Consider the following 20,441-nt stretch of genomic DNA (forward strand, 5'->3'; position numbering starts at 1 on the left):
ATTGGTCTTTGCGGAGCGGCGCGAATGAAGTTCTCGCGCCTTCGCCTCCTCGGTTTCAAGTCCTTCGTCGAGCCCGGCGAGTTCGTCATCGAACGCGGGCTGACCGGCATTGTCGGGCCGAACGGCTGCGGCAAGTCCAACCTTGTCGAGGCGCTGCGCTGGGTGATGGGCGAAAGTTCCTACAAGAACATGCGCGCGTCAGGCATGGACGACGTGATCTTTTCCGGCTCCGGCGCGCGGCCGGCGCGCAACACCGCCGAAGTCACGCTTTTCCTTGACAATTCGGACCGCACGGCGCCCGCCGCCTTCAACGACGCCGATGAATTGCAGGTGTCGCGCCGCATCGAGCGCGAGGCGGGCTCGCTCTACCGCATCAACGGCAAGGAAGCGCGTGCCAAGGACGTGCAACTGCTCTTCGCCGACCAGTCGACCGGCGCGCGCTCGCCGTCCATGGTCGGCCAGGGCCGCATCGGCGAGCTGATCCAGGCCAAGCCCCAGGCGCGCCGGGCGCTGCTCGAAGAAGCCGCCGGTATCTCCGGCCTGCACACGCGCCGGCACGAGGCCGAGCTTCGGCTGAAGGCGGCCGAACAAAACCTCGAACGGCTTGACGATGTCGTCGGCGAGTTGGAAAGCCAGATCGACAGCCTGAAGCGCCAGGCGCGCCAGGCTTCGCGCTTCAAGAACCTGTCGGCCGACATCCGCAAGGCCGAGGCGACGCTTCTGCATCTGCGCTGGACACTGGCCAAAACCCAGGAAGGCGAAGCGCGTTCGGCGCTTGCCGTTGCGACCACGCTGGTCGGTGACCGCGCCGCAGCCCAGATGGCCGCTGCGAGGGAGCAGGGCATCGCCGCCCACCGCCTGCCCGACCTGCGCGACGCCGAAGCGGCCGCAGCGGCGGCCTTTCAGCGCCTGTCGATCGCCAAAACGCAGATCGAAGAAGAGGCCGGCCGCATCCGCTCGCGCCAGGCGGAGCTGGAGCGGCGCCTGCAGCAGCTCGATGCAGACATCGCCCGCGAGGAGCGGATGGTGCGCGACAATGCCGACATTCTCGAGCGTCTCCGCACCGAGGAAGCCGAGCTCAATTCGGACAATGCAGGTGCTGCCGAGCGCGAAGCCACCACCCGCGCCGCCTTCGAGCAGGCCGGCGCGACGCTCTCGCAGAGCGAAGCCAGGCTGGCCGCGCTGACTGCCGAACGCGCCGAGGCGGCCGCCTCGCGCCACCAGATCGAGCGCACTTTGCGTGAGACCGCCGAGCGCCGCGACCGCTTCGCACGCCAGCTTGCCGAGGTCGATCGCGAGCTCTCCGATATTGTGGCGCGCATTTCCGGCCTGCCCGATCCCGCCGAGAAGCGGCTGCTGGTCGAGGACGCGCTTGCCCGCCTGGAAGAGAGCGAACTGGGTGCCATCGCCGCCGAGCAGGCGGTCGCCGAGGCGCGCGCCGCCGAAAGTGCTGCGCGTCCGCCTCTGCAGGATGCCAAGGCCGAATTGCAGCGCATCGAGACGGAAGCGCGCACGCTGGCCAAGATACTCAACGCCGCGAGCGGCGATCTCTTCCCTTCGGTGCTGGAGCAGATCAGCGTCGAGCGCGGCTACGAGACGGCACTTGGCGCCGCGCTCGGCGAGGACCTCGACGTGCCGCTCGACCGCAGCGCCCCGGTGCATTGGGGCGAGAGCGCGGTTAAACCGGGTGACGCGGCGCTGCCTGAAGGCGTGAGGAGCCTGGCGAGTGTGGTCCGCGCGCCGGCACAGCTTGCCCGCCGCCTGGCGCAGATCGGCATCGTCGACGCCGCCGATGGCCGTCGCCTTCAAGCGCAGCTCGCGCCCGGCCAGCGGCTGGTCAGCCGCGACGGCGCGCTCTGGCGCTGGGACGGCTTGACGGCCAGCGCCGATGCGCCGACCGCTGCCGCGCAGCGGCTGGCGCAGAAGAACCGCCTGGCGGAGCTCGATGCCGAGGCCGTGCAGGCGACCCGCGTCGTGCGCGAGGCCGAGGAGGCGCTGGCGCGCGCCGAGCAGGCGATGCGCCAGGCGAGCGAGGCCGAGCGCAACGCGCGTCAGGCCGGCCGCGATGCCCAGCACGCACTGGACGCCGCCCGTGACGCGCTAGCCGAGGCCGAGAAGGCCGGCGGCGAGCTGGCCAGCCGCCGTGCTGCCTTGGATGACGCCCGCGCGCGCATCGTCGACAGCCATGAAGAGACGCAAGCCGCTTTCCTCGAAGCCGAGGAGATGCTCAGGGACGCGCCCGATCTCGGCGACCTGCAGCTCCAGCTCGAGCAGGCCTCCGCCAGTGTAGCTCGCGACCGCGCCACGCTTGCCGATACGCGCGCCGTGCATGACGGCCTACGGCGCGAGGCCGAAGCGCGCATGCGCCGGTTCGACGCGATCGGCACCGAGCGCAAGAACTGGCTGGAGCGGGCCGAAAACGCCTCGACGCAGATCGCCGCGCTTGGCGAGCGCAAGGCTGAGGCCGAAGCTGAGCGCGAGCGGCTGGCCGACGCGCCCGACGAGATCGACGCCAAGCGCCGTGCGCTGTTGAGTCAGCTTTCCGAGGCCGAGGCGCTGCGCCAGGCCGCCGGCGATCGCCTGCAGGAAGCGGAGACCAAACAAGCCGAGCTCGACAAGGCGGCGACCGCGGCGATCCAGTCGCTTGCCGAAGCGCGCGAGACCCGCGTCCGCGCCGAGGAGCGGCTGACCGCGGCCGACGAACGCCGCGCCGAGGTCGAGGCTCGCATCCAGGAAGCGTTGAACACGCCGCCGCATCTCGTCATCAAGCATACCGGGCTAGAGACCGACGACCCGATGCCGGACATGGCCGAGGTCGAGCGCCAGCTCGACCGGCTGAAGATCGAGCGCGAGCGGCTAGGGGCCGTCAATCTGCGCGCCGAGGAAGAACAGAGGGAGCTGTCGGACCGCCTGGAAATCATCGTGTCCGAGCGCGAGGACATCATAGAGGCGATCAGAAAACTGCGCCAAGCGATCCAGAGCCTCAACCGCGAGGGCCGTGAACGCCTGCTGTCGGCCTTTGAGGTGGTCAACGGCCATTTCCAGCGGCTGTTTGCACATCTCTTCGGTGGCGGCACGGCCGAATTGCAGCTGATCGAGTCCGAAGATCCGCTGGAAGCCGGCCTCGAAATCCTCGCCCGGCCGCCCGGCAAGAAGCCGCAGACCATGACGCTGCTCTCCGGCGGCGAGCAGGCGCTCACCGCCATGTCGCTGATCTTCGCCGTCTTCCTTACCAACCCGGCGCCGATCTGCGTCCTCGACGAGGTCGACGCCCCGCTCGACGACCACAATGTCGAGCGCTTCTGCAACCTGATGGACGAGATGTCGAAAACGACGGAAACCCGCTTCGTCATCATCACCCACAACCCGATCACCATGGCGCGCATGGACCGCCTGTTCGGCGTCACCATGGCCGAGCAGGGCGTCAGCCAGCTGGTCTCGGTCGACCTGCAGGCCGCTGAGGCGATGCGCGAGGCGAGTTGAGGGCGGGCTTGGCGCCCGGAACCGACTGAGTTACGTCTCCGGTGCCGTGGCTGGCGCCGTGTAACGCCGGCGCACGGCCTCCAGCACGCGCTTGCGGCTCTCCTCGGGCGATAGGCTCTTGTCCTTCTCGGCCTCTGACGTCTCGCGGGCGAGTTCCTTGTCCCTGATCTGTTGGCGGAACCATTTGGAATAGTCGCCAGCGCGCAGGTGGTATTCCCAGGTCTTGTCGTCGATGCCTTCCGCCATTTGGGCGAAAATGATCAGATTGTGGGCTCTGAGGTTCATCGCCTTTTCCGGCCCCGTGAAATAGAAACTGCCGGCCTCGTCGAGCTCGCCTTCGGCATATTTGCGGCTGTGCCGCTTCAGCGATTGGTCGGGTTCGATCGCCTTGACCGTGAACGGCTTCTTGCCGTCTTGCGGCCGCCATAGCAGGACCCGGTCACCCTTCGGCGAAGGAATGCTCTTGGGCGCCTCCAGCCCGGCCTCCTTGCAGAAGGTCTTGATCACGCTCTTCGCCTTCGGACCGAGCGCGATGACCGCCGTCACCAGGCGCAGGACCCCGGTCGAGAGCGCTTCCGGATGCACGGTGATCAGCACCGTGCCCGGCAGCTCGAGCGACAACACCGCGCGCGTGTCCTCGCGGCGCTTGGGCAGAAGGTGATGCGCCTCGTCGATGATCAGCCAATGCGGCCTTGCCGTGCGGTAGCGGACGCTGCCGAGGCCTGGCAGCAATTCGGCAAAGAAGTCGGGCCGCTCGTCGACCTTCAGCGCCAGCCCGTTGACCACGATATTGGTGCCAGGCTTTTCGATCAGCTCCAGCAATTGCTCCTTGCTGGGTGTAGTCGAGCCATCACCTAGCGGAACGGCGCCCTCCAGTCCGTCATAGTCGCCCTCGGGATCGAAAATGCAGAACTGCAATCCCTGTTCGGCAAGCCGCTCGGTGAGCGCTGTGGCCAATGTCGACTTGCCGATACCGGAGCTTCCGGCGATCAGAACGGTCTCGACGGGCGACAGATAGACCTTCTTGCCGTTGGCAGTTCCCAGCAGGACGCCGCGCAAGCGCTTGCGAGCTATCAGATGATCCTGCTTTATCAGCTTGCCGATCAGTTCTTCGACACCCTTGCCGCGCGCCTCCTTCGTGACGAGGTCGGCGGTTTCCTTCACGGCGGGCAGTGCGTTGGCGACGGCGACGCTGCAGCCCGAAGCCCTGAGGAAGGCATGGTCGTTTTCGGCATCGCCGATGCCCACCACATTATGCGGCGACAATCTGAGGTCCTTGAGCGCAGCCGCCAGTCCGGTGGCCTTGTTGATGCCTGAGGGCAGGATCATCACCGCGCCCTTGTTGAAGATGATCTCCAGCTCAAGGCCGAGCTCCTTGATGACGTCGAGCACGGTGGCCTGGTGCGGCTCCCAGGTAGCAACGATCGAGCGGCCGACCGAGAGCGGCTTGACGTCGCGCTTCTTCAGTCTGTCGACGAAATCGGCGGAAGGCGAGGGCGAGATCGTTTGCTCTTCCTCGCTCGCCGGCGTGTAGATCAGCGCGCCGTTTTCGGCCACCACCTTGTCGAATAGCCCGACCTCCGGAAACACCTCCTTGAGATCGGGCAGTTCGCGGCCGGTGACCAGGATGAGCTTGCGGCCGGACTTCTTCAGCTTCTTCAGCGCCGACAGCGTGCTGGCGGTGACCAGTCCGTCATGCGCCAGCGTGCCGTCGTAGTCGGTGGCCAGTGCCATGAAATACATCGGGTGATCCTCTCCGCTGCCGGTCGCTCGGTCCGTCTGGAACAAACAACGTCTGTCGGCGGAAAAGGTTTAGGCCGGCGCTTTCGCCTCCCTGGCGCGAACCAGGCTTGGAGAAATGCAATTCATCGGAGAGAGAAGGTTGGCTGGGTTCTGGAAAGGCGGGGCGCTTCTGGTCTTTAGGTCCGTTTGGGGTCGGCGCGTTGCTCCTGTGCCCTCTTGCAGATCTCATCCAATTTTTTTCGGACCCGGTCGTTATCGAACAGCAGCTTGGCGCGTGAGAATCCTCTGCTACGAAGCTCCCATTCGATGGCAAGCCATCCTTCATAATCGCCAGATAACGCAAGTTTCCCGGCTTCGCGCCACATAAGCACGTCACGCTCTCGGGACACACCCTTTCTCCGTGCTTTTGCGCGAAGCATATAGGAGGTCGGGCCGATATTGTCGAGGGACCTGCCCCACCGCTCGCCGCGACCAGAGCACGGACTTCCACTTCATATTGAGACAGCGTGATGTCGAGCTGACGCAAATATCGGTCAGTTCATTGCCGGGCGCTCGACATCCCGGCGTGCGTTCTTGCCCCATAACTCACGGACGAATTTGATCGTCTCGCCAATCGTCCGGATTTCGATGATTTGCAACGATGGAACTCGTGCGCACAGTCTCCGCTCATGGACTGCTCCTGCGAGGCCGGTGGGTTTCGGAGGTGGCAAGGGGTCGAAAGCCGCGTTGAGACCACTGAAGAGAATCCGCGCTGAAATCGCCGCGCCACCCAATTCCCGCGAGAGATATATTGTTACATTTTGAGACACTTTTTTTAAATTTTGTGATTTGCTCCATACCGCTAACCTGGGCTCTTTTGGCCGCGAGCCATTCGGGCTTCAGGCATGTTGGGCAGAAAGGGTGGGGGTGTGAAAGGTCGCCAAGAATGGCCGATACGAATACCATTGTCTTGAGCGGTGACTACGGCTACCGCCAATATAAAGCATCCGGTCTCCCCGCCGACACCACTATCGATGCCAGCAAAGCCTCGTGGATTGTCGCCAATCAGGGAAGCTCCACCAACCTCTATCCCTTCGCGGTCGTCAACCCCGGCGACAACCTCGTGGCGTCGGGCGGCACGATCAACGGCACGGTCTCCCAAACCGGCGCCTGGGAGGACGTTTACGTCAACTCCGCCGCAGTCCGCGTGAATTCAGCCCACAGCTTTGTCATCGACGACTGGACGATCACCAAGCCCTGGGATGGCATCCGTGTCGGCGGCACTGGCACCTTCCTTATCGAGGATACCTATGTCGGCAACTCACGAGACGACGCGGTCGAGGACGACGACGTCATCGGCGGCACCATCCGGGATTCGCTGTTCGACCACGTGTTTTCCGGAGTGAGCCTTGGCGATGGTGACGTGGATGGGTCTGACAACTCGGTCACCATGGATGGCATGCTTCTAGGCATGGGAGAGTACCTTCGCAAAGGCGAGATGACCCACGGTTCGCCATTCAAACTCGACAAGGGCACAGGCGCTGCCGATATCGTGCCCAGCCTGCACTTTATCGACTGCGTGGTGGCGATCACCGACGTTAACCACAACGGCTTGGAACGGGTGCAGCGGGCTTGGGACAAGACGGTCGAGTCGCACGGCAATTACTATCTCAACCTCTCCGACACGCCGCTGCCGGCGGATTATCCAATGCCGCCCGCCGGCTGGACGGTCCTTCAGGGCCAGGCGGCCCGCGACTATTGGGCCCACGCCAAGGCAGCCTGGCACGCAGCCCATGACGGGACGGACCCGCTACCGTCATCTCCGACCGTGCCGACCGACCCGCTACCGTCATCTCCGACCCTGCCGACGGACCCGACCCACGGAACGACCGGGAACGATACATTTGTCGGCACTGCCGCGGCCGATACCTTTGATGGCCTGGCTGGCAACGACACATTGCGGGGCAAGGGTGGCAACGACGTGCTGACCGGTGGCGCGGGCCACGACACCTTTGTGTTTGACACCGCCTATGGCGCGGGCAATGTCGACACACTGACCGACTTCGACGCGGTAAACGACGCGCTCTATCTCGACAACGCCGTCTTCACCCAACTCGGCGCCGGTTCCTCGTCCAGCCCGACGCAGGTGAACTCGTCGTATTTCGAGTTGCGAGAACACGCCACCCATAGCAACGATCACCTGCTCTACAACCGGGCCACGGGCGTCTTGTCCTATGATCCCGACGGCTCGAAATCGGCCCCGCAGGTGGAAATCGCCCACCTGGAGCCCGGAGCGGCACTGACCTATCACGACGTATTCGTCGTTTGATCGTTCATGCGATCGGACCATGGCATGGCGAGGGGCGGGCGCGCCCCCCGCCGTGCCTGGTTCCGACGGTCACCGATCAGAAAGGCGGCGGACGCCGATCAAGTTGCCATAAACGTCGGCCGCATTGATCGCCGCGGATGCGCATGCGCCGGCCTTTGCAGTCGGCGCTGCCATCACCATCCAAACCGATCGGGCCGATGGCGGCGACACCATTATCGGCGGCCAGCTTACTGCGGCGGCGACGCTATTATTGGAAACATTTAGCAACTTGAGTTTCACGCCGCCTCGTTCGCAGACGTCATTTTCACTGCCAGCAAGCGATTAGCTGACTAAGGCAGTTTTGAGGTTTGGACGCTTCAATTCTCTGAGTGAGAATCAGACGCTTAGCGCCATCCTGGATTGGTGGTTCCTGGCGTCCCAGCCGAACTGGATGACCGGTGGATAACTTCCGATGAACGTAAGGCTAGGCTGTCAAAAGGTCGCAACCGATAGCGCGGCTGCTTGGCATGATATATAAACATTGTCTAAAATGATCCCTTAACCAAAAGAGACGATTTCGGGGATGCCCAGTTACACGAATAGAAGGGTGCTGTCGAAGAGCGTGGTCGAAATGGGCCTGTTCTCCGCGGTGATGAACACCCTGGTGCTAGTTCTGCCTCTCTACATGCTGCAGGTCTATGATCGGGTTTTGCCCGCCGCCAATTTGGACACGCTCACCTACCTAACATTGCTTGCGCTTTCGACGCTCTTGCTCTTCGGCGTGCTCGAAGTCGTGCGGGGTGTATACGCAAGCCGGCTCGCGGCGCGACTGGATGTCTCGTTGGGCACATCGTCTTTTCTCGCTGCAATGAGTGGCCCCCGCGCTGGCCTCGGCGATGTTCAAGCCTTGCGCGACTTGGCCACCCTGCGAGGCTTCATCGCTTCGAGGACCATTTTCTTTCTCTTCGACCTTCCTTTCGGGCCGATCTTCGTGGGCCTGCTCTATTTCATCCATCCGCTGCTCTTCCTTGTGACGATCGTCGGAGCGGTTCTCATGGTCGCCATCGCCATTCTGAACCAGGTCGCGAGCTCGCGACCTGGCAAGGAGGCGGCGGAGAGTCTCAACGCCTCGATGAATTCGGCGCAGGCTTTCGCCCGAAACTTCGAAACCGTTCGCGCACTTGGCATGGTGTCCAACGCGATAGAATTCTGGGGCACCCGTTTTTCCGGCTCTCTACACGCCTCGGATGGGCTCGCTCGCATCAATTCGTTTTATGGCGGTGTATCGCGCACCACTCGTTCGACACTGCAGATCGCGATATTGGGGGCCGGCGCTTATCTGGTTCTCCACAACGAGATGACCGCCGGTATGATATTTGCGTCCTCGATGATTTCGGCGCGCGCTCTGCAACCTCTTGATCAGATCATTGGGAGTTGGCGGCAGATCATCGACGCCAATCTTGCCTGGAAGAGGCTTTCAGCTCTCCGGTCCGGGCTCGACAACCAGGAAAACGTAGCATTGCCGGCTCCTGAAGGAGCGCTAAGCGTGGAGCAAATAGTCTATCATCTTCCGGGCGCGGCCGACGGCTCGCTGCCGCTGATCAAGCGCTTGACCTTTGAGGTCGCCGCCGGCGAGACAGTCGCGATTGTAGGGCCGAGCCAGGCTGGAAAATCGACTCTGGCGCGCCTCATCGTCGGTGCGATCGCGCCCCGCTCGGGGGCGATCCGGATCGACGGCGGCGATATTCGGAACTGGGACCCGGAACAACTCGGCCGCCATATTGGTTACCTGCCGCAAGATGTGGAACTCTTCCCGGGAACCATCGCGCAAAATATCGCGCGGTTCGAACCGAATGCGTCCAGCGAGAAGTTGGTTCAAGCAGCCCAGCGGGCCCAAGTGCATGAGCTCATCCTGGGTCAGAGGGATGGCTACTCGACGCTGATCGGCCCGACCGGCGTTCGCCTTTCGGGTGGCGAGCGTCAACGCATCGGGCTTGCTCGGGCCTTCTACGGCGATCCCAAGGTGCTGGTTCTCGACGAGCCCAATGCAAATCTCGATTCCAACGGCGAAGCCGCGCTCGAGCGCGCGATCAGCGGGGCGCGTTCACGAAAAACGACCGTGCTTGTCATAACCCATCGGCCCTCTCTCGCTTCCAAATGCGATCGCGTATTGATGCTACGCAATGGCCAGGTCGAGATCTACGGTTTGACCAAGGGCGTGCTCGATAGACTTGTCGAGCGACGGGCCCAGGCGGGGTGGCCTGCAGCCTCTCAGTCGCGCGAAGGAGTGGTGCCTTTCCCCTCATCTGCTCGAGGCGAGATAAAGGTCGCTAATGACTAGCCAAGCCATCGGCGCCAGGACGTACAGCTGGCAGCGCAACGTCGATACGCGCACAGATCGCATCACGCTGGCGGGGTATGCAAGCGTGTCCGTTTTCTTGCTTGGCTTCGTATTCTGGGGCGCAATGGCGCCGATTGCCGGAGCAACGATCGCGCCAGGAGTGATTGCAGCAGCTGGACAGAATGTCATGATCCAGCATCTCGAAGGTGGCGTGGTCAGCAGCGTCAAAGCTCGAGAGGGTGACAGAGTCTTACGAGGGCAGGCGCTGATCGTGCTCGATCCAACGGTGGCGCAGTCGCAGCTCAACCGAGTCCTCAAACAGTGGGTCGCACAAAAGGCCGAGATCGCGCGGCTCGAGGCAGAACGGGACGGCTTGGAGAAAATCGTCCTGCCCCGCGATTTAGGCGCCTACTCAGACGCGTCCGAATTCAGTGACGTCTTTGCAGAGCAAACCAAGGAGTTCCGGGCTCGGCTAGCGCGCTATGGCGCAGATCAGGAGATCCTTAGGGAACGGGTGGCAGCCCTTCGGGAAGCTGTTGCCGGCTTGAAGGCGCAAAAGGATGCTGCGGCAAACCAGCTCGCGATCGTCAATGCCGAGACGGAACGCAAAAAGCACTTGCTCGACAAGGGACTGACAAATCGTTCCGAATACACCGATCTTCTGCGTAGCACCGCCGAGTTGGTAGGTCAGGAGGGATCGCTGGAGGCGCAAATCGCCAGCGCGGCCACCCAGATCGTGGAAGCGCGCCAGCAGATTGAAAGACTAACAACCACCCGGGTCGAGGATGCCGTCACGGAATTGAACAAGGCCCGGGTAGAGGTGGCCGACCTTGAGGAACAAATCAACGCCGCTCGATCGGTCCTGGTCCGAACGACCATTCGTGCCCCGGCGGACGGCATCATCGTCCGCTCTCTCTACAATTCCGAAGGCAGCGTCATTCGTGCTGGCGAGCCTGCGATGGAGCTCCTGCCGACGAAGGAACTTATCGTCGAGGCAAAGATCAAGCCTGAAGACATCGATTCTATCCGAGTCGGCCAAGGCGCGAACATGATGTTCACAGCCCTGAACGCGCGGACCACACCAAAAGTGCCGGGAAAGGTGTTCTACATTTCGGCGGACCGGCTGACCACTCCCAGCACTGGACAGCCCTATTACACCGTGCGGCTTAAGATGGCCGACAAGCTGCCACCGCAGGTCAAGCCCGAGCAGATCTACCCAGGCATGCCGGTCGAAACCTTCATTTCAACCGGCGAGCGAACCTTTCTGAGCTATCTGACCAAGCCACTAGTGGACTCGTTCCAGCGCGCGTTTCGGGAAAGATAGGCCCGATCCTGCCTCCTGCGGCCTTCAACATTACCCGAAGTGGAACTCTTCCGCCGGATTATGCGCAACCGTGGTTCGGCCAGTCACGGTCCTCGGTTTTCACGGCCAAAACGTCGCACGCTCGTAGCGCTCGAGGCGACGGGCTTTGTAGTGGCTGTCTCGCCACGTGATCGAAGGCAAGGACCATCACCTATTGGGCTGCGGTCGCCTTCCTCCTTCCTTGCCATGGTGAGCTGGTCTCGAAAGGATAAGCGGGATGATCCCGTCCATCGCCAGAGTCTCGATCTCGAAGTCAGTTTCAACAGCCGCGGTCCCTTGCACCCGGACGGCATCGAGATGCATCTCGATGACAGCATCTATCCCGGCGACAAGTGGGAGTACCGTCTGCGCCGTGGCGACTTCGTCGCCAAAGCGCACGGCGCGCGGCAACTTGCCTCGCGCAATGTATGGGCGCGGATCCCTGCCGAGAGCGTATGGGTCTTCGCGGCGGCAGCCGCGAAATATTCATTGGTACCAACGCCGCTTGCTCTCGGGGCGGCCTCGTTTAACATTCGGTCTCGCACAATGACGTCACAGCCTCGCATTGCCCTGATCCATGCCACGCCCATCTCGATGGAGTCGATCAGATCGGCGTTCGAAACGCGATGGCCTGGCGTCGAAACCGTCAATATCCTCGAGGACAGCCTGGCAGTGGACCGCGCCAAAACCGCTGACCTGACGAGCGACATGATCCGGCGCATCGAGGCCTTGGCCAGCTATGCCCGTTCGATTGGAAGCGATGCCGTGCTGTTCACCTGCTCGGCGTTCGGGCAAGCGATCGAACAGGCCGCGGCGAAGCTGGACGTTCCGGTCCTGAAACCGAACGAGGCCATGTTTGAGATGGCGATCCGCCGTGGCGGCCGCACCGCAATGCTCTACACTTTCCCGCCGTCGAGGGAAGGAATGGAGCAGGAGTTCCGGGACGAAGCCGCCCGTATGGGCCAAGCTGCCACCATCACGAGCTATTTCGTGCCGGGCGCGATCGAGGCGGTGCGTGCAGGAGACGTGGAAACCCACAACCGGCTGATCGCGGCTGAAGCCGCCAAGCTGAAGGATTTCGATGCGATCGTCTTGGCACAGTTCTCCATGGCGCGCGCGCGGGATGCGGTCAAAGCGGCGACGAACATCCCCGTATCGACCAGTCCGGATGCGGCCGTCGCGAAGCTGCGCGTCCTTCTTGGCGCGGACCAACCCGCCTGACCAAAAGAAGGTCCCACGGAGCGCTCAACAGCTGCTCCGGTGGCTATTTCCAGATTTCCCGGGCAAGGCGCATGAAGTTGCCGCCTATGACGTCGCGGACCGCTCCTTCCGGCTGACCGCGACGAAGCAGAACCTCGGTCAGCTCTTTCATTTGGGCTGGTGCCGAATAGGTCGTTTCTCCCGCATATTCGCTCTTCGGCCAGAAATGCGGATTGCTGGCGATGATGTCGTCGATGCCTTCGATCTCGACCGGGAAAGCATGGTCGAGGCCGATGCCAACATGGCGTGGGCCAGCGAGATCGATCAGATATTCGACATGGTCGGCCAGCCGTTCGGAATCGGTGCGCGCCTCGCCAAGGAAACGGCTGAGCCCGACGACGCCGACGATGCCGCCGGTGCGGGCGCAGGCCTTGATCTGCTCGTCCGTGATGTTGCGACCGTGGGCGCAGAGCGCTTTCGGATTGGAGTGCGAGAAGATGACTGGCCGGTCCGTGTACTCCATCACGTCCATGGTGGTGCGGTAGCCGGTGTGGCTCACATCCACGAACATGCCGAGGCGGTTCATCTCGTCGATCACCTGCCGACCGAACGCGGTCAGACCCGGGTCTTCGTCATGGCATCCGCCGCCGGCAAGGTTGTTGCGGTTATAGGCGAAAAGCATCTGGCGCACGCCAAGGCCTTGATAGAACTCGACCATCTCAATCCGGCCGTCCAGGGCATTCATGCCTTCGATGTCAAAGGTGACCGCCAGCTTGCCTTGCGCCTTAGCAGCGAGGATTTCGTCGGCCGACGAGACGAGCACGTAGTCGGCGGGACGCGCCAGGATCCAGTGGCGGAAGCAGCTGAGATTGGTTACCGTCATTTCCCAGGACAGAAGATCGAACCCGACATCGATGGACAGATAGTCGACACCGGCGTCTCGCCAGATCCGCAGGTTGTTCAAGTCCGCGGCAGGATCCGGCATGAAGCCGGAATGGGCGTCCCAGACGACTTCGCTATCGAGAATGGACCGGGCTCTGGTTTGAAGGTTCATTGCCGTTCGTACCGGAATTTGCACCAGCCCCAATCTCTACCATACTGGCTAGAATGGGAAAGTTGCGTCCGGTACGCAGAGCATTTGCAAACTGCCTGAAGCTGGATCTGCCGTCACGCGCAACGGAATCCGGATTCGCCTTCGCCAGCATCTTCTGCCGAATGACTTCCGGCAAAAACGGATCGCAGATAGGACTGCCGACGATATTGTCGGCTCACGAATCGCTCAAACAAATCGAACTTCGCTCTGGCGAGAAAGGCGCCCGCAAAACGCGGACGCTCGCAGCCGGCAGCAACCTGTGTCGATCGTCCGTTACTCTTCCGTCTTGCCCTCGAAATCCAGAAGCTTGCCAACAGGCACGTACTTCTGCCCGTCGAACTGATAGAGCTGCAGTGCCTCAATCGGGAAAATATCGGAGCCGGCTTTGGTGTTCAGCTTGATCCCGTCCAGCAACAGTGGATCGTCCCACTTCTGCATGTTGAAGACGGTGTCGAGGAGCTCAGCCCGGGTCGGCTTCTTCATGTGCTCGAGCGCCTTCACAAGAGCATCGCCGGTCGCGTAGCCGACCTGTCCGATGGTGTTGGCGAAGACGAAGTTGACCTTGGCCGCGGCGATATCGTCCAGATACTGGTCGATACCCGCGTCACCGGTTTTTTCCGGGCTAACGATCGGTTTCAGGAAATTCGAGGTGATGATGCCCTTGGCGTTCTCGAGCCCCACCGCCTGCAGGATCGGGTAGGCCGAGGAAAGGTTGGTGACGAGCGTCAGCGGCTTCCAGCCGCTCTCGGCCTGGAAGCGGATTGCTTCACCGCCTTGTTGCGGCGCGGCGATGATCACCAGCGTATCGGCGCCGGAAGCCTTGAGCGCTGTCAGTTGCGTTTCGACGGTCGGATCCTGCGAAGTCACCGGTTGCCGATCGACGACCTTGACGCCTGAGCCGTCGATGGCCTTGTCGAAGGCCTTCATGAAGGTTTCGCCGGTCTCGGTGTTGAGATAGAGGAGCGCTACCTTTGCCTCGGGCTTGTTGTCCTTCAGATAAGTGGCGAACGACGCCGCCTCGGTCGAGAAGGCCGGGACGAACCCTATTTCCTCGTGCGGCGCGTTCAGCTTGTGGACGCCTGAATACATGAAGACATTGGGGACTTTGCGTTGCTCGATATAGCGTCCGATGGCCACATTGTTCGGCGTGGCAGCCGTGCCGACGAGAGCGAAAACTTTGTCCTGCTCCACCATCTCGCGCACATTCGCAAGCGTTCGCTGCGGATCGAGCATGTCGTCCTTGATCACGAGCTCGATCTTGCGGGTCTTGCCGTCGGACATCTTGACGCCGCCGTGGGAATTGGCGGCCTCGACCCGGGCGCGGATGCCTTCTGCGACCGCGCCGACGACGGCGACGGGACCGGTGAGCAGACCGGTGATGCCGATCTTCACGGTGCTGTCGGTGATGCCCGGTGTCTCGTCAGCTTTCGCCGGAGCGACACCGACGGCCAGCGCAAGTATTGCTGCCGTCGCAAGCATTCTTGGCATACATGGTCTCATAACTTCCTCCCTGATTGGCTCATTGATCCGGCTTTGCCGTTGGCGTTCGACCGCGCCTTCAAGGCAGCGGCGAGTCTCTCCAGCAGACCGGCAACCCCTCCGCGCGCCAGAAGCATGATGCCGATCAGTGCCAGCGCGTAGATGACGTTGCCGAGTGCGAGATTGATGTTGGACGTCCATGTCGGGACGAAGGTGATGAACAGCCCGCCGATGAAGGCGCCGACAATGCTTGTCGAGCCGCCGACGATGCTCCCGATCACGATGGTGATGGAAAGTGGGGCGAGAAAGGACTGCGGGCTGATGAAGCCGTTGAGGATCGCGAAGACGCCGCCGCCAAGGCCAGCGAGCGCAGAGCTGATGGCGAACGCCCACAGCTTGGTCTTGGTCAGGTTGACGCCGAGAGCCTCCGCGATCTGCGGACTGTCCCGTTGCGCCTGGAGCGCGCGGCCGACGTCGCCGAGGAGAACGAGATAGACGATGAATGCCGCGACGCAGGCGCACCCCAGCGACACCAGATAGAGCCAGAGCTCGGGGTAATCGGCCAGGAACGCAGGCGGCTCCAGGGAATCGATCGGCAAGCCGGAGACTCCGCCCGTCCAACTGCCGAGCTTCAACAGAAGCTGCGGAAAGGCCGCCGCGACACCAAACGTGATGATCGCAAGTTGCAGCCCCTGCAGACGCAGGGCCGGCAGGCCGACGACGAGACCGGCCAGCGCGGTAAAAACAGCTGCCGCAGGCAGGGTCGCCAACGGGTGGACGCCGTAGGTCGCGTTCAAGATGGCGGTGACGTAGGCGCCGATGCCGAACAGCGTCCCCTGGGCGAGGCAGATCTGCCCGGCAAACCCCATAAGCAGGTTGAGGCCAAGAATGGCGACCGCATAGGAGATGGCGATGCTCACCTGCTGCAACTGGAAGCCTGACAAAGTGGCCGGCAGCAATGCGGCGACCAGCACAAACCCAACGCTTGCCGCGACCGTGCGCCGAATGTCGTTGCTCATAGCTTGGTGACCTTCTGTGAGCCGAACAGACCGACCGGCTTGACCAGCAGGACGAAAAGGGTGAGCCCGATCGGGACCGCGATGCGCATGTCCGCACCGAGAAAGCCGATGTAGTTGGCGCCAAGGCTCTCGCTGACGCCCACCAGAAGGCCTCCGGCTATGGCGCCGAGCGGACTGTCCCAGCCGCCCACGGTTGCCGCGGCAAGACCGTAGAAAAGGATCGGGGTCATCATGGTCGGGCTCAAAAACAGCCGTGGCGCGACCAGCACCGCCGCGATCATTCCGATCGCCGCGGCGAAGCCCCAGCCGAGCATCAGCATGCGCTCGACGTTGATGCCCACCAGAACGCTGCGAACGCGGTCGAAGGCCGCGGCACGCATGGAGAGCCCAAGCCTTGTGAAGGCGAAGAGGGAGGCGATGGCCGCGGCCAGGACAATGAGGATCAGCAAGGTACCGGCCGACGAAGCCAGCACCCGTACCTCACCGAGGCTGAAGCTGCCTTCGGGAAACAGGCTGGGGAACGGCTTCTGCTCGGCGCCCCAGAGCCACGTCACCATCGCCTGGAAGAGCACAAACATGCCGAGCGTGACGACCACTGTCGCCTCGACCGGAGCTGCCAGGAGCGGGCGGACGAAGACCCGAAACGCCAAGATTCCCAGCACAAAAGAACCGGTCAGGCCGATTGCAATCGAAAGCCATAATGGCAGGCCCCACAGGCATAGCTGCCAGGTGCAGTATGCCGAGAAAGTCGCCATTTCGCCTTGACCGAAATTGACGACGTTGGTGGCGCGAAAGATCAACACCAGCGCAAGGGCAAGAGCCGCATAGATGGCGCCGGTGGCAAGACCGCTGAGGACGATTTGCACGAAAAGGGTCAAGCCCAGCCTCCCAACTGCAACGCCGAGGCCGTCGACCTGCGTGCCTTCGATCCGAGAGCCTTGGCCGAGGGAACCCTGGCGTTTGAGGACGGGGAAATGGCGGTTACCACGATCAGGAATGGCAGTCCGGCGGTATCGTGAATGTCGATGAAGGAGGCTGCATCGAGGCGGTCGGCCGACGCCCGCCTTGTAAGACGCGAGACCAGCACGAGGGCAATCACCAGCACGGCGTAGACAGCGCCTGGGGCAATGCCGCAAACAATGATCTGGTGAAACGTCGCCACGTTAGTCCGCAAGGTAAGATTTCTGGATATGCTCATCTGCAAGTATCGCGCCGGCTGAGCCGCCGGCCACGATATGCCCGGCCTCGATGACATAGGCGCGGTCGGCGAACTTGAGCGACAGGTCCGCGTTCTGCTCCACGACCAAGAGCGTCAAGCCATCGATGTCGCGGAGTTCCTTGAAGATCGCGAATATTTCGCGCGTGATGACGGGTGCGAGACCCAATGACGGCTCGTCGCATAGCAGCAGTTTTGGCCGCGACATGAGCGCTCGCGCAACCGCGAGCATCTGCTGCTCGCCTCCGCTCAGATTGCCGGCCAGTTGGGAGCGTCGTTCGCGCAATCGCGGAAAGCGATCGTACCACCGCTCCTTGTCCTGTCGGACCTGGCGGGCATCGGAGTCGATTGTGGCGCCCAGCGTCAGATTCTCGTCGACCGTGAATTCCGTGAAAGTGCCTCTGCCCTGGGGAATCTGCGCTAAGCCGCGTTGCAGACGCCGTTCCGGCGCCATCTTTTGCAAGTCGCTTCCCATATAGGCGATCTCGCCGGCCGAGCGGATCGTGCCCGAAAGCGCGCGCAGCAAAGTGGTTTTTCCCGCGCCATTGGCGCCGAGCAGGACGACGAATTCGTTCTGCGCGATTGCGAGCGAGCAGTCAAAAAGCGCCCGTACCTTGCCGTAGGAGGCCGAGAGATTGCGGACGTGAAGCAGTCTCACGTGCTCCTCCCGAGATAGGCGCCGATGACGGCTTCATTGGTCCTGATTTCTTCGGGGCGTCCTGACGCCAGATTTCGACCGAGGTGGAACACATGGATCCGGTCGCACAGGCTCATCACCAGACCCATGTGATGCTCGATCAGGAGGATCGAGAGCCTGCGGCTATGCCGGATCGTATTGACGAGGGTGCCGAATTCGGTGACCTCGCCATGGGTCAGTCCGCCGGCCGGCTCATCCAGCAACAGGAGCTTGGGCTCGGCCGCCAGGGCGCGTGCGATCTCCATCCGCTTTTGCAAGGGATAGGGCAGGGAGTCGGCGCGCACGCTCGATAATGCGGCCATTCCCAATTCATCCAGAATTGATTCAGCCTTGCGGCGGACCGTCTTCTCCTCGGCCCACGCACCGAAGGGATTGAGAAGGGCACGCGCGACTTTTCCACCCATCTTGTGGTGTGCGCCGAGCATGACGTTCTCCAGGACGCTCAGCGAGCCGTACACGCCGACATTTTGGAACGTCCGAGCGATCCCGAGACCGATGATGTCGCGCACCGCCGAATTGGAGATTGTCCGACCCGACAGCTTGATGGTGCCGCGTTGAAGGCGTGCAAGGCAGGTGATGGCATTCAGGAAGGTGGTCTTGCCCGCGCCATTCGGGCCGATCAAGCCGCAAATCTCGCCATCGCCGACGTCGAGCGAGACATTGTCGAGCGCCTGCACGCCTCCGAAGCTGACCGATACGCCATCCGCCGCGAGCACAGGCAAATAGGCGTTGATATGTTCCTGCACAGCCACGCACTCCTCCCAGGCGTGTCAGCGGAGCCGGCGCTTCCGCGTCTGTCCCACTTTAGATACCATATAGTATTTGAAGTCTGAGTCGTATGTCAACCGACTTCGCCGGTGCACCTGCACTGCCCAGTCGGATTGACAAGGTTAGTGAGATACGCTTTGGTATTTGAAACCTAACCGGTATCCGGAAGGGGCCGGTCATGGAGAACTCAGACCGGGGAGGACGGTGTGACTTCATCCTGCCGCAAGGTGCCGCGAGCGTGTGCCCGCTATCCTGTAGCCAACAACGGCAATGCGACGTGATTGGCGTTGCCCGATCGCCGCAGGAGGCCGTTATGCTGGCGGTCGCCATTTGCGGCCTTTTGTCGTTCGCCTTGAGCGGCCTGATGCGATGGGGGCGCGTCGATCGCCGTTGGTACGATCTCTTGATCCCGCTCGGCTTCTTCCTGTCCTACTGGTTGACCTACAATCGCCTTCCCTCCTTCCCTCCGGTCGGCGCCGTCAACAAGGTGTTCTACCTGGCGGCGGTTGGATCGATCCTGGGCGTGGCGACGGAATGGACAGGCAGCCGCAGGCTCGGACAGTTGCTGTTGGCGGCAATGCCGGTCGCCTCAGCAGCTTACATCGGCGATACGATTGCCCTGGCGCAGCCTCTCGACCTGGTTGTCGCCGCTCTGGCCGGAGTGGCAGCGCTATATGCGCTTCATCGGGAAGCTGACTATCCCGATGAGGGATCAGGCCTGCGCCCTGCGATCATGCTCGCGGTTGCCAGCGCAGGCTTTGCTCCCATTGCCTTCATGGGGGCTTCATCATCCAGCCTGCAACTGTCTCTTGGCGTCGCCTTTGGCATCGCCGGCATCGTGGTTGGGCACCTGTCCCGGCCGAATTACCGCTTCGGATGGGCATCCTTGCTCGGCGGAGCGGCGGGCATGATGGCTGTGGCGCAGACCGTCGCGCTGATCACCCGCAAGATCGACCTTCTCGCCCTTGCGGTGCTCCTGCTGCTTTTCCTGGTCCCTTCGGCCTGCCGCGTGATCCTCGATCGTCTCGATCAGAAAACCCCTGCACTCGCCACGTTCGTCTTCGCAGGGTTTTGCCTGGTGCCGGCCGTCGCGGCAGTCGCAGTGATGCTGGCACGGAAGGGGTTCAGCCTTCCGCTGTGAATTCGCTTTTCGTGCATCAACAAAGGAGGATGGAATGAACTACAGACTGAAACTAGCTTTGCTAGCTGCACTCGCATCGGCGCCAATCGGGCCGGCAACCGCACAGCCGATCACGTTCGACATCGATCCGGTTCATTCCGGCATCGTGTTCTTCATCAATCATCTCGGCTTCTCCAACGTCATCGGCGTTGCAAAAGAGTTCTCCGGGGAATTCACCTTCGACAAGGACGCGCCTGAGGCCAGCAAGCTGCAGGCCAAGGTCAAGGTGTCCAGCATCTCCACCAACAATGCCCAGCGCGATAGCGACATCCAGGGCGCCGACTGGTTCAATGCCACCGAGTTTCCGGACATCACCTTCGTCGGCACCAAATTCACCAAGTCGAGCGACAAGCAGGGCACCATCACGGGCGATCTCACCATCGCCGGTGTGACCAAGCCGGTGACGCTCGACGTGACCTTCAACGGCCAAGGCAAGAACCCGTGGGACGGCAGTCTTGAGGCCGGCTTCAGCGCGACTGCCAAGTTGAAGCGCAGCGACTTCGGTATGACGGCCAATCTTCCCCTGATCGGGGACGAGGTCACGCTGCGCATCGAAACGGAGGGGCGCGGCCGCAGCTGACGGCGGCTTCGCG

Annotated in this window: 16 protein-coding genes; 8 read left to right on the top strand and 8 right to left on the bottom strand. The window is 62.4% G+C overall.

The window, feature by feature from the left end:
- The first annotated feature begins 24 nt into the window (after positions 1 to 24).
- Positions 25 to 3,483, top strand: a complete 3,459-nt coding sequence (smc, locus tag CK218_RS05660) for a chromosome segregation protein SMC (protein WP_095827110.1) — start codon at positions 25 to 27, stop codon at positions 3,481 to 3,483.
- 30 nt (positions 3,484 to 3,513) lie between these two features.
- Here smc and CK218_RS05665 read toward each other — a convergent pair whose 3' ends face one another.
- The gene (locus CK218_RS05665; RefSeq protein ID WP_095827228.1) at positions 3,514 to 5,226 is read right to left on the bottom strand and encodes an HAD family hydrolase; all 1,713 of its coding nucleotides are present in this window, start codon (positions 5,224 to 5,226) and stop codon (positions 3,514 to 3,516) included.
- Positions 5,227 to 6,151: 925 nt separating this feature from the next.
- On the opposite strand from CK218_RS05665, the gene CK218_RS05675 reads away from it, so the two are divergent.
- The 5 genes from CK218_RS05675 (at position 6,152) to CK218_RS05690 (ending at position 12,417) form a co-directional block, all read left to right on the top strand.
- The gene (locus CK218_RS05675; RefSeq protein ID WP_095777969.1) at positions 6,152 to 7,534 is read left to right on the top strand and encodes a calcium-binding protein; all 1,383 of its coding nucleotides are present in this window, start codon (positions 6,152 to 6,154) and stop codon (positions 7,532 to 7,534) included.
- Between the two features lie 124 nt (positions 7,535 to 7,658).
- Positions 7,659 to 7,859 (top strand): hypothetical protein, encoded by a 201-nt coding sequence (locus CK218_RS29955; RefSeq protein WP_128373525.1) that lies wholly within the window; start codon positions 7,659 to 7,661, stop codon positions 7,857 to 7,859.
- A gap of 261 nt (positions 7,860 to 8,120) precedes the next feature.
- Complete coding sequence (locus CK218_RS05680; RefSeq protein ID WP_179294432.1) at positions 8,121 to 9,854, top strand: type I secretion system permease/ATPase; 1,734 nt, start codon at positions 8,121 to 8,123, stop codon at positions 9,852 to 9,854.
- Positions 9,847 to 11,178 (top strand): HlyD family type I secretion periplasmic adaptor subunit, encoded by a 1,332-nt coding sequence (locus tag CK218_RS05685; protein WP_066997938.1) that lies wholly within the window; start codon positions 9,847 to 9,849, stop codon positions 11,176 to 11,178. The genes CK218_RS05680 and CK218_RS05685 overlap by 8 nt, the downstream gene beginning before the upstream one ends.
- 336 nt (positions 11,179 to 11,514) lie before the next feature.
- Positions 11,515 to 12,417, top strand: a complete 903-nt coding sequence (locus tag CK218_RS05690) for an aspartate/glutamate racemase family protein (protein ID WP_245299654.1) — start codon at positions 11,515 to 11,517, stop codon at positions 12,415 to 12,417.
- Between the two features lie 43 nt (positions 12,418 to 12,460).
- On the opposite strand, the gene CK218_RS05695 is transcribed toward CK218_RS05690, so the two are convergent.
- From CK218_RS05695 to CK218_RS05725, 7 genes are all read right to left on the bottom strand, one after another.
- Positions 12,461 to 13,450, bottom strand: a complete 990-nt coding sequence (locus tag CK218_RS05695) for a membrane dipeptidase (protein ID WP_066997935.1) — start codon at positions 13,448 to 13,450, stop codon at positions 12,461 to 12,463.
- Between the two features lie 312 nt (positions 13,451 to 13,762).
- Positions 13,763 to 14,977, bottom strand: a complete 1,215-nt coding sequence (locus CK218_RS05700) for an ABC transporter substrate-binding protein (RefSeq protein ID WP_245434910.1) — start codon at positions 14,975 to 14,977, stop codon at positions 13,763 to 13,765.
- 8 nt (positions 14,978 to 14,985) lie between these two features.
- A complete protein-coding gene (locus tag CK218_RS05705; protein ID WP_095827114.1) occupies positions 14,986 to 15,987 on the bottom strand; it encodes a branched-chain amino acid ABC transporter permease in 1,002 nt (333 codons plus the stop codon).
- A complete protein-coding gene (locus CK218_RS05710) occupies positions 15,984 to 16,865 on the bottom strand; it encodes a branched-chain amino acid ABC transporter permease (RefSeq protein ID WP_095827115.1) in 882 nt (293 codons plus the stop codon). The genes CK218_RS05705 and CK218_RS05710 overlap by 4 nt, the downstream gene beginning before the upstream one ends.
- Positions 16,862 to 17,149: a hypothetical protein gene (locus CK218_RS05715; protein WP_095827116.1), complete on the bottom strand. Its 288-nt coding sequence runs from the start codon at positions 17,147 to 17,149 to the stop codon at positions 16,862 to 16,864. Before CK218_RS05715 ends, CK218_RS05710 begins: the two co-directional genes overlap by 4 nt.
- Position 17,150: 1 nt before the next feature.
- A complete protein-coding gene (locus tag CK218_RS05720) occupies positions 17,151 to 17,861 on the bottom strand; it encodes an ABC transporter ATP-binding protein (RefSeq protein WP_095827117.1) in 711 nt (236 codons plus the stop codon).
- The gene (locus CK218_RS05725) at positions 17,858 to 18,652 is read right to left on the bottom strand and encodes an ABC transporter ATP-binding protein (protein ID WP_245434912.1); all 795 of its coding nucleotides are present in this window, start codon (positions 18,650 to 18,652) and stop codon (positions 17,858 to 17,860) included. Before CK218_RS05725 ends, CK218_RS05720 begins: the two co-directional genes overlap by 4 nt.
- A gap of 329 nt (positions 18,653 to 18,981) precedes the next feature.
- Here CK218_RS05725 and CK218_RS05730 point away from each other — a divergent pair, with 329 nt between their 5' ends.
- Together CK218_RS05730 and CK218_RS05735 are read left to right on the top strand one after the other, a co-directional pair.
- Positions 18,982 to 19,809, top strand: coding sequence for a hypothetical protein (locus CK218_RS05730; RefSeq protein WP_095827119.1), 828 nt, complete (start codon positions 18,982 to 18,984; stop codon positions 19,807 to 19,809).
- A 34-nt stretch (positions 19,810 to 19,843) separates the two neighbouring features.
- Entirely contained in the window at positions 19,844 to 20,428 is a 585-nt protein-coding gene (locus tag CK218_RS05735; protein ID WP_095827120.1) for a YceI family protein, read from the top strand.
- Positions 20,429 to 20,441 lie beyond the last annotated feature (13 nt).

The organism is Mesorhizobium sp. WSM3879, from assembly GCF_002294915.1.
Taxonomy (GTDB): Bacteria; Pseudomonadota; Alphaproteobacteria; order Rhizobiales; family Rhizobiaceae; genus Mesorhizobium.

Excerpts from the sequence above, each read along its gene's own strand:
- smc (WP_095827110.1), top strand. The coding sequence starts at position 25 with ATGAAGTTCTCGCGCCTTCGCCTCCTCGGTTTCAAGTCCTTCGTCGAG.
- CK218_RS05665 (WP_095827228.1), bottom strand. The coding sequence starts at position 5,226 with ATGTATTTCATGGCACTGGCCACCGACTACGACGGCACGCTGGCGCAT.
- CK218_RS05675 (WP_095777969.1), top strand. The coding sequence starts at position 6,152 with ATGGCCGATACGAATACCATTGTCTTGAGCGGTGACTACGGCTACCGC.
- CK218_RS05685 (WP_066997938.1), top strand. The coding sequence starts at position 9,847 with ATGACTAGCCAAGCCATCGGCGCCAGGACGTACAGCTGGCAGCGCAAC.
- CK218_RS05690 (WP_245299654.1), top strand. The coding sequence starts at position 11,515 with ATGCATCTCGATGACAGCATCTATCCCGGCGACAAGTGGGAGTACCGT.
- CK218_RS05695 (WP_066997935.1), bottom strand. The coding sequence starts at position 13,450 with ATGAACCTTCAAACCAGAGCCCGGTCCATTCTCGATAGCGAAGTCGTC.
- CK218_RS05700 (WP_245434910.1), bottom strand. The coding sequence starts at position 14,977 with ATGCCAAGAATGCTTGCGACGGCAGCAATACTTGCGCTGGCCGTCGGT.
- CK218_RS05705 (WP_095827114.1), bottom strand. The coding sequence starts at position 15,987 with ATGAGCAACGACATTCGGCGCACGGTCGCGGCAAGCGTTGGGTTTGTG.
- CK218_RS05730 (WP_095827119.1), top strand. The coding sequence starts at position 18,982 with ATGCTGGCGGTCGCCATTTGCGGCCTTTTGTCGTTCGCCTTGAGCGGC.
- CK218_RS05735 (WP_095827120.1), top strand. The coding sequence starts at position 19,844 with ATGAACTACAGACTGAAACTAGCTTTGCTAGCTGCACTCGCATCGGCG.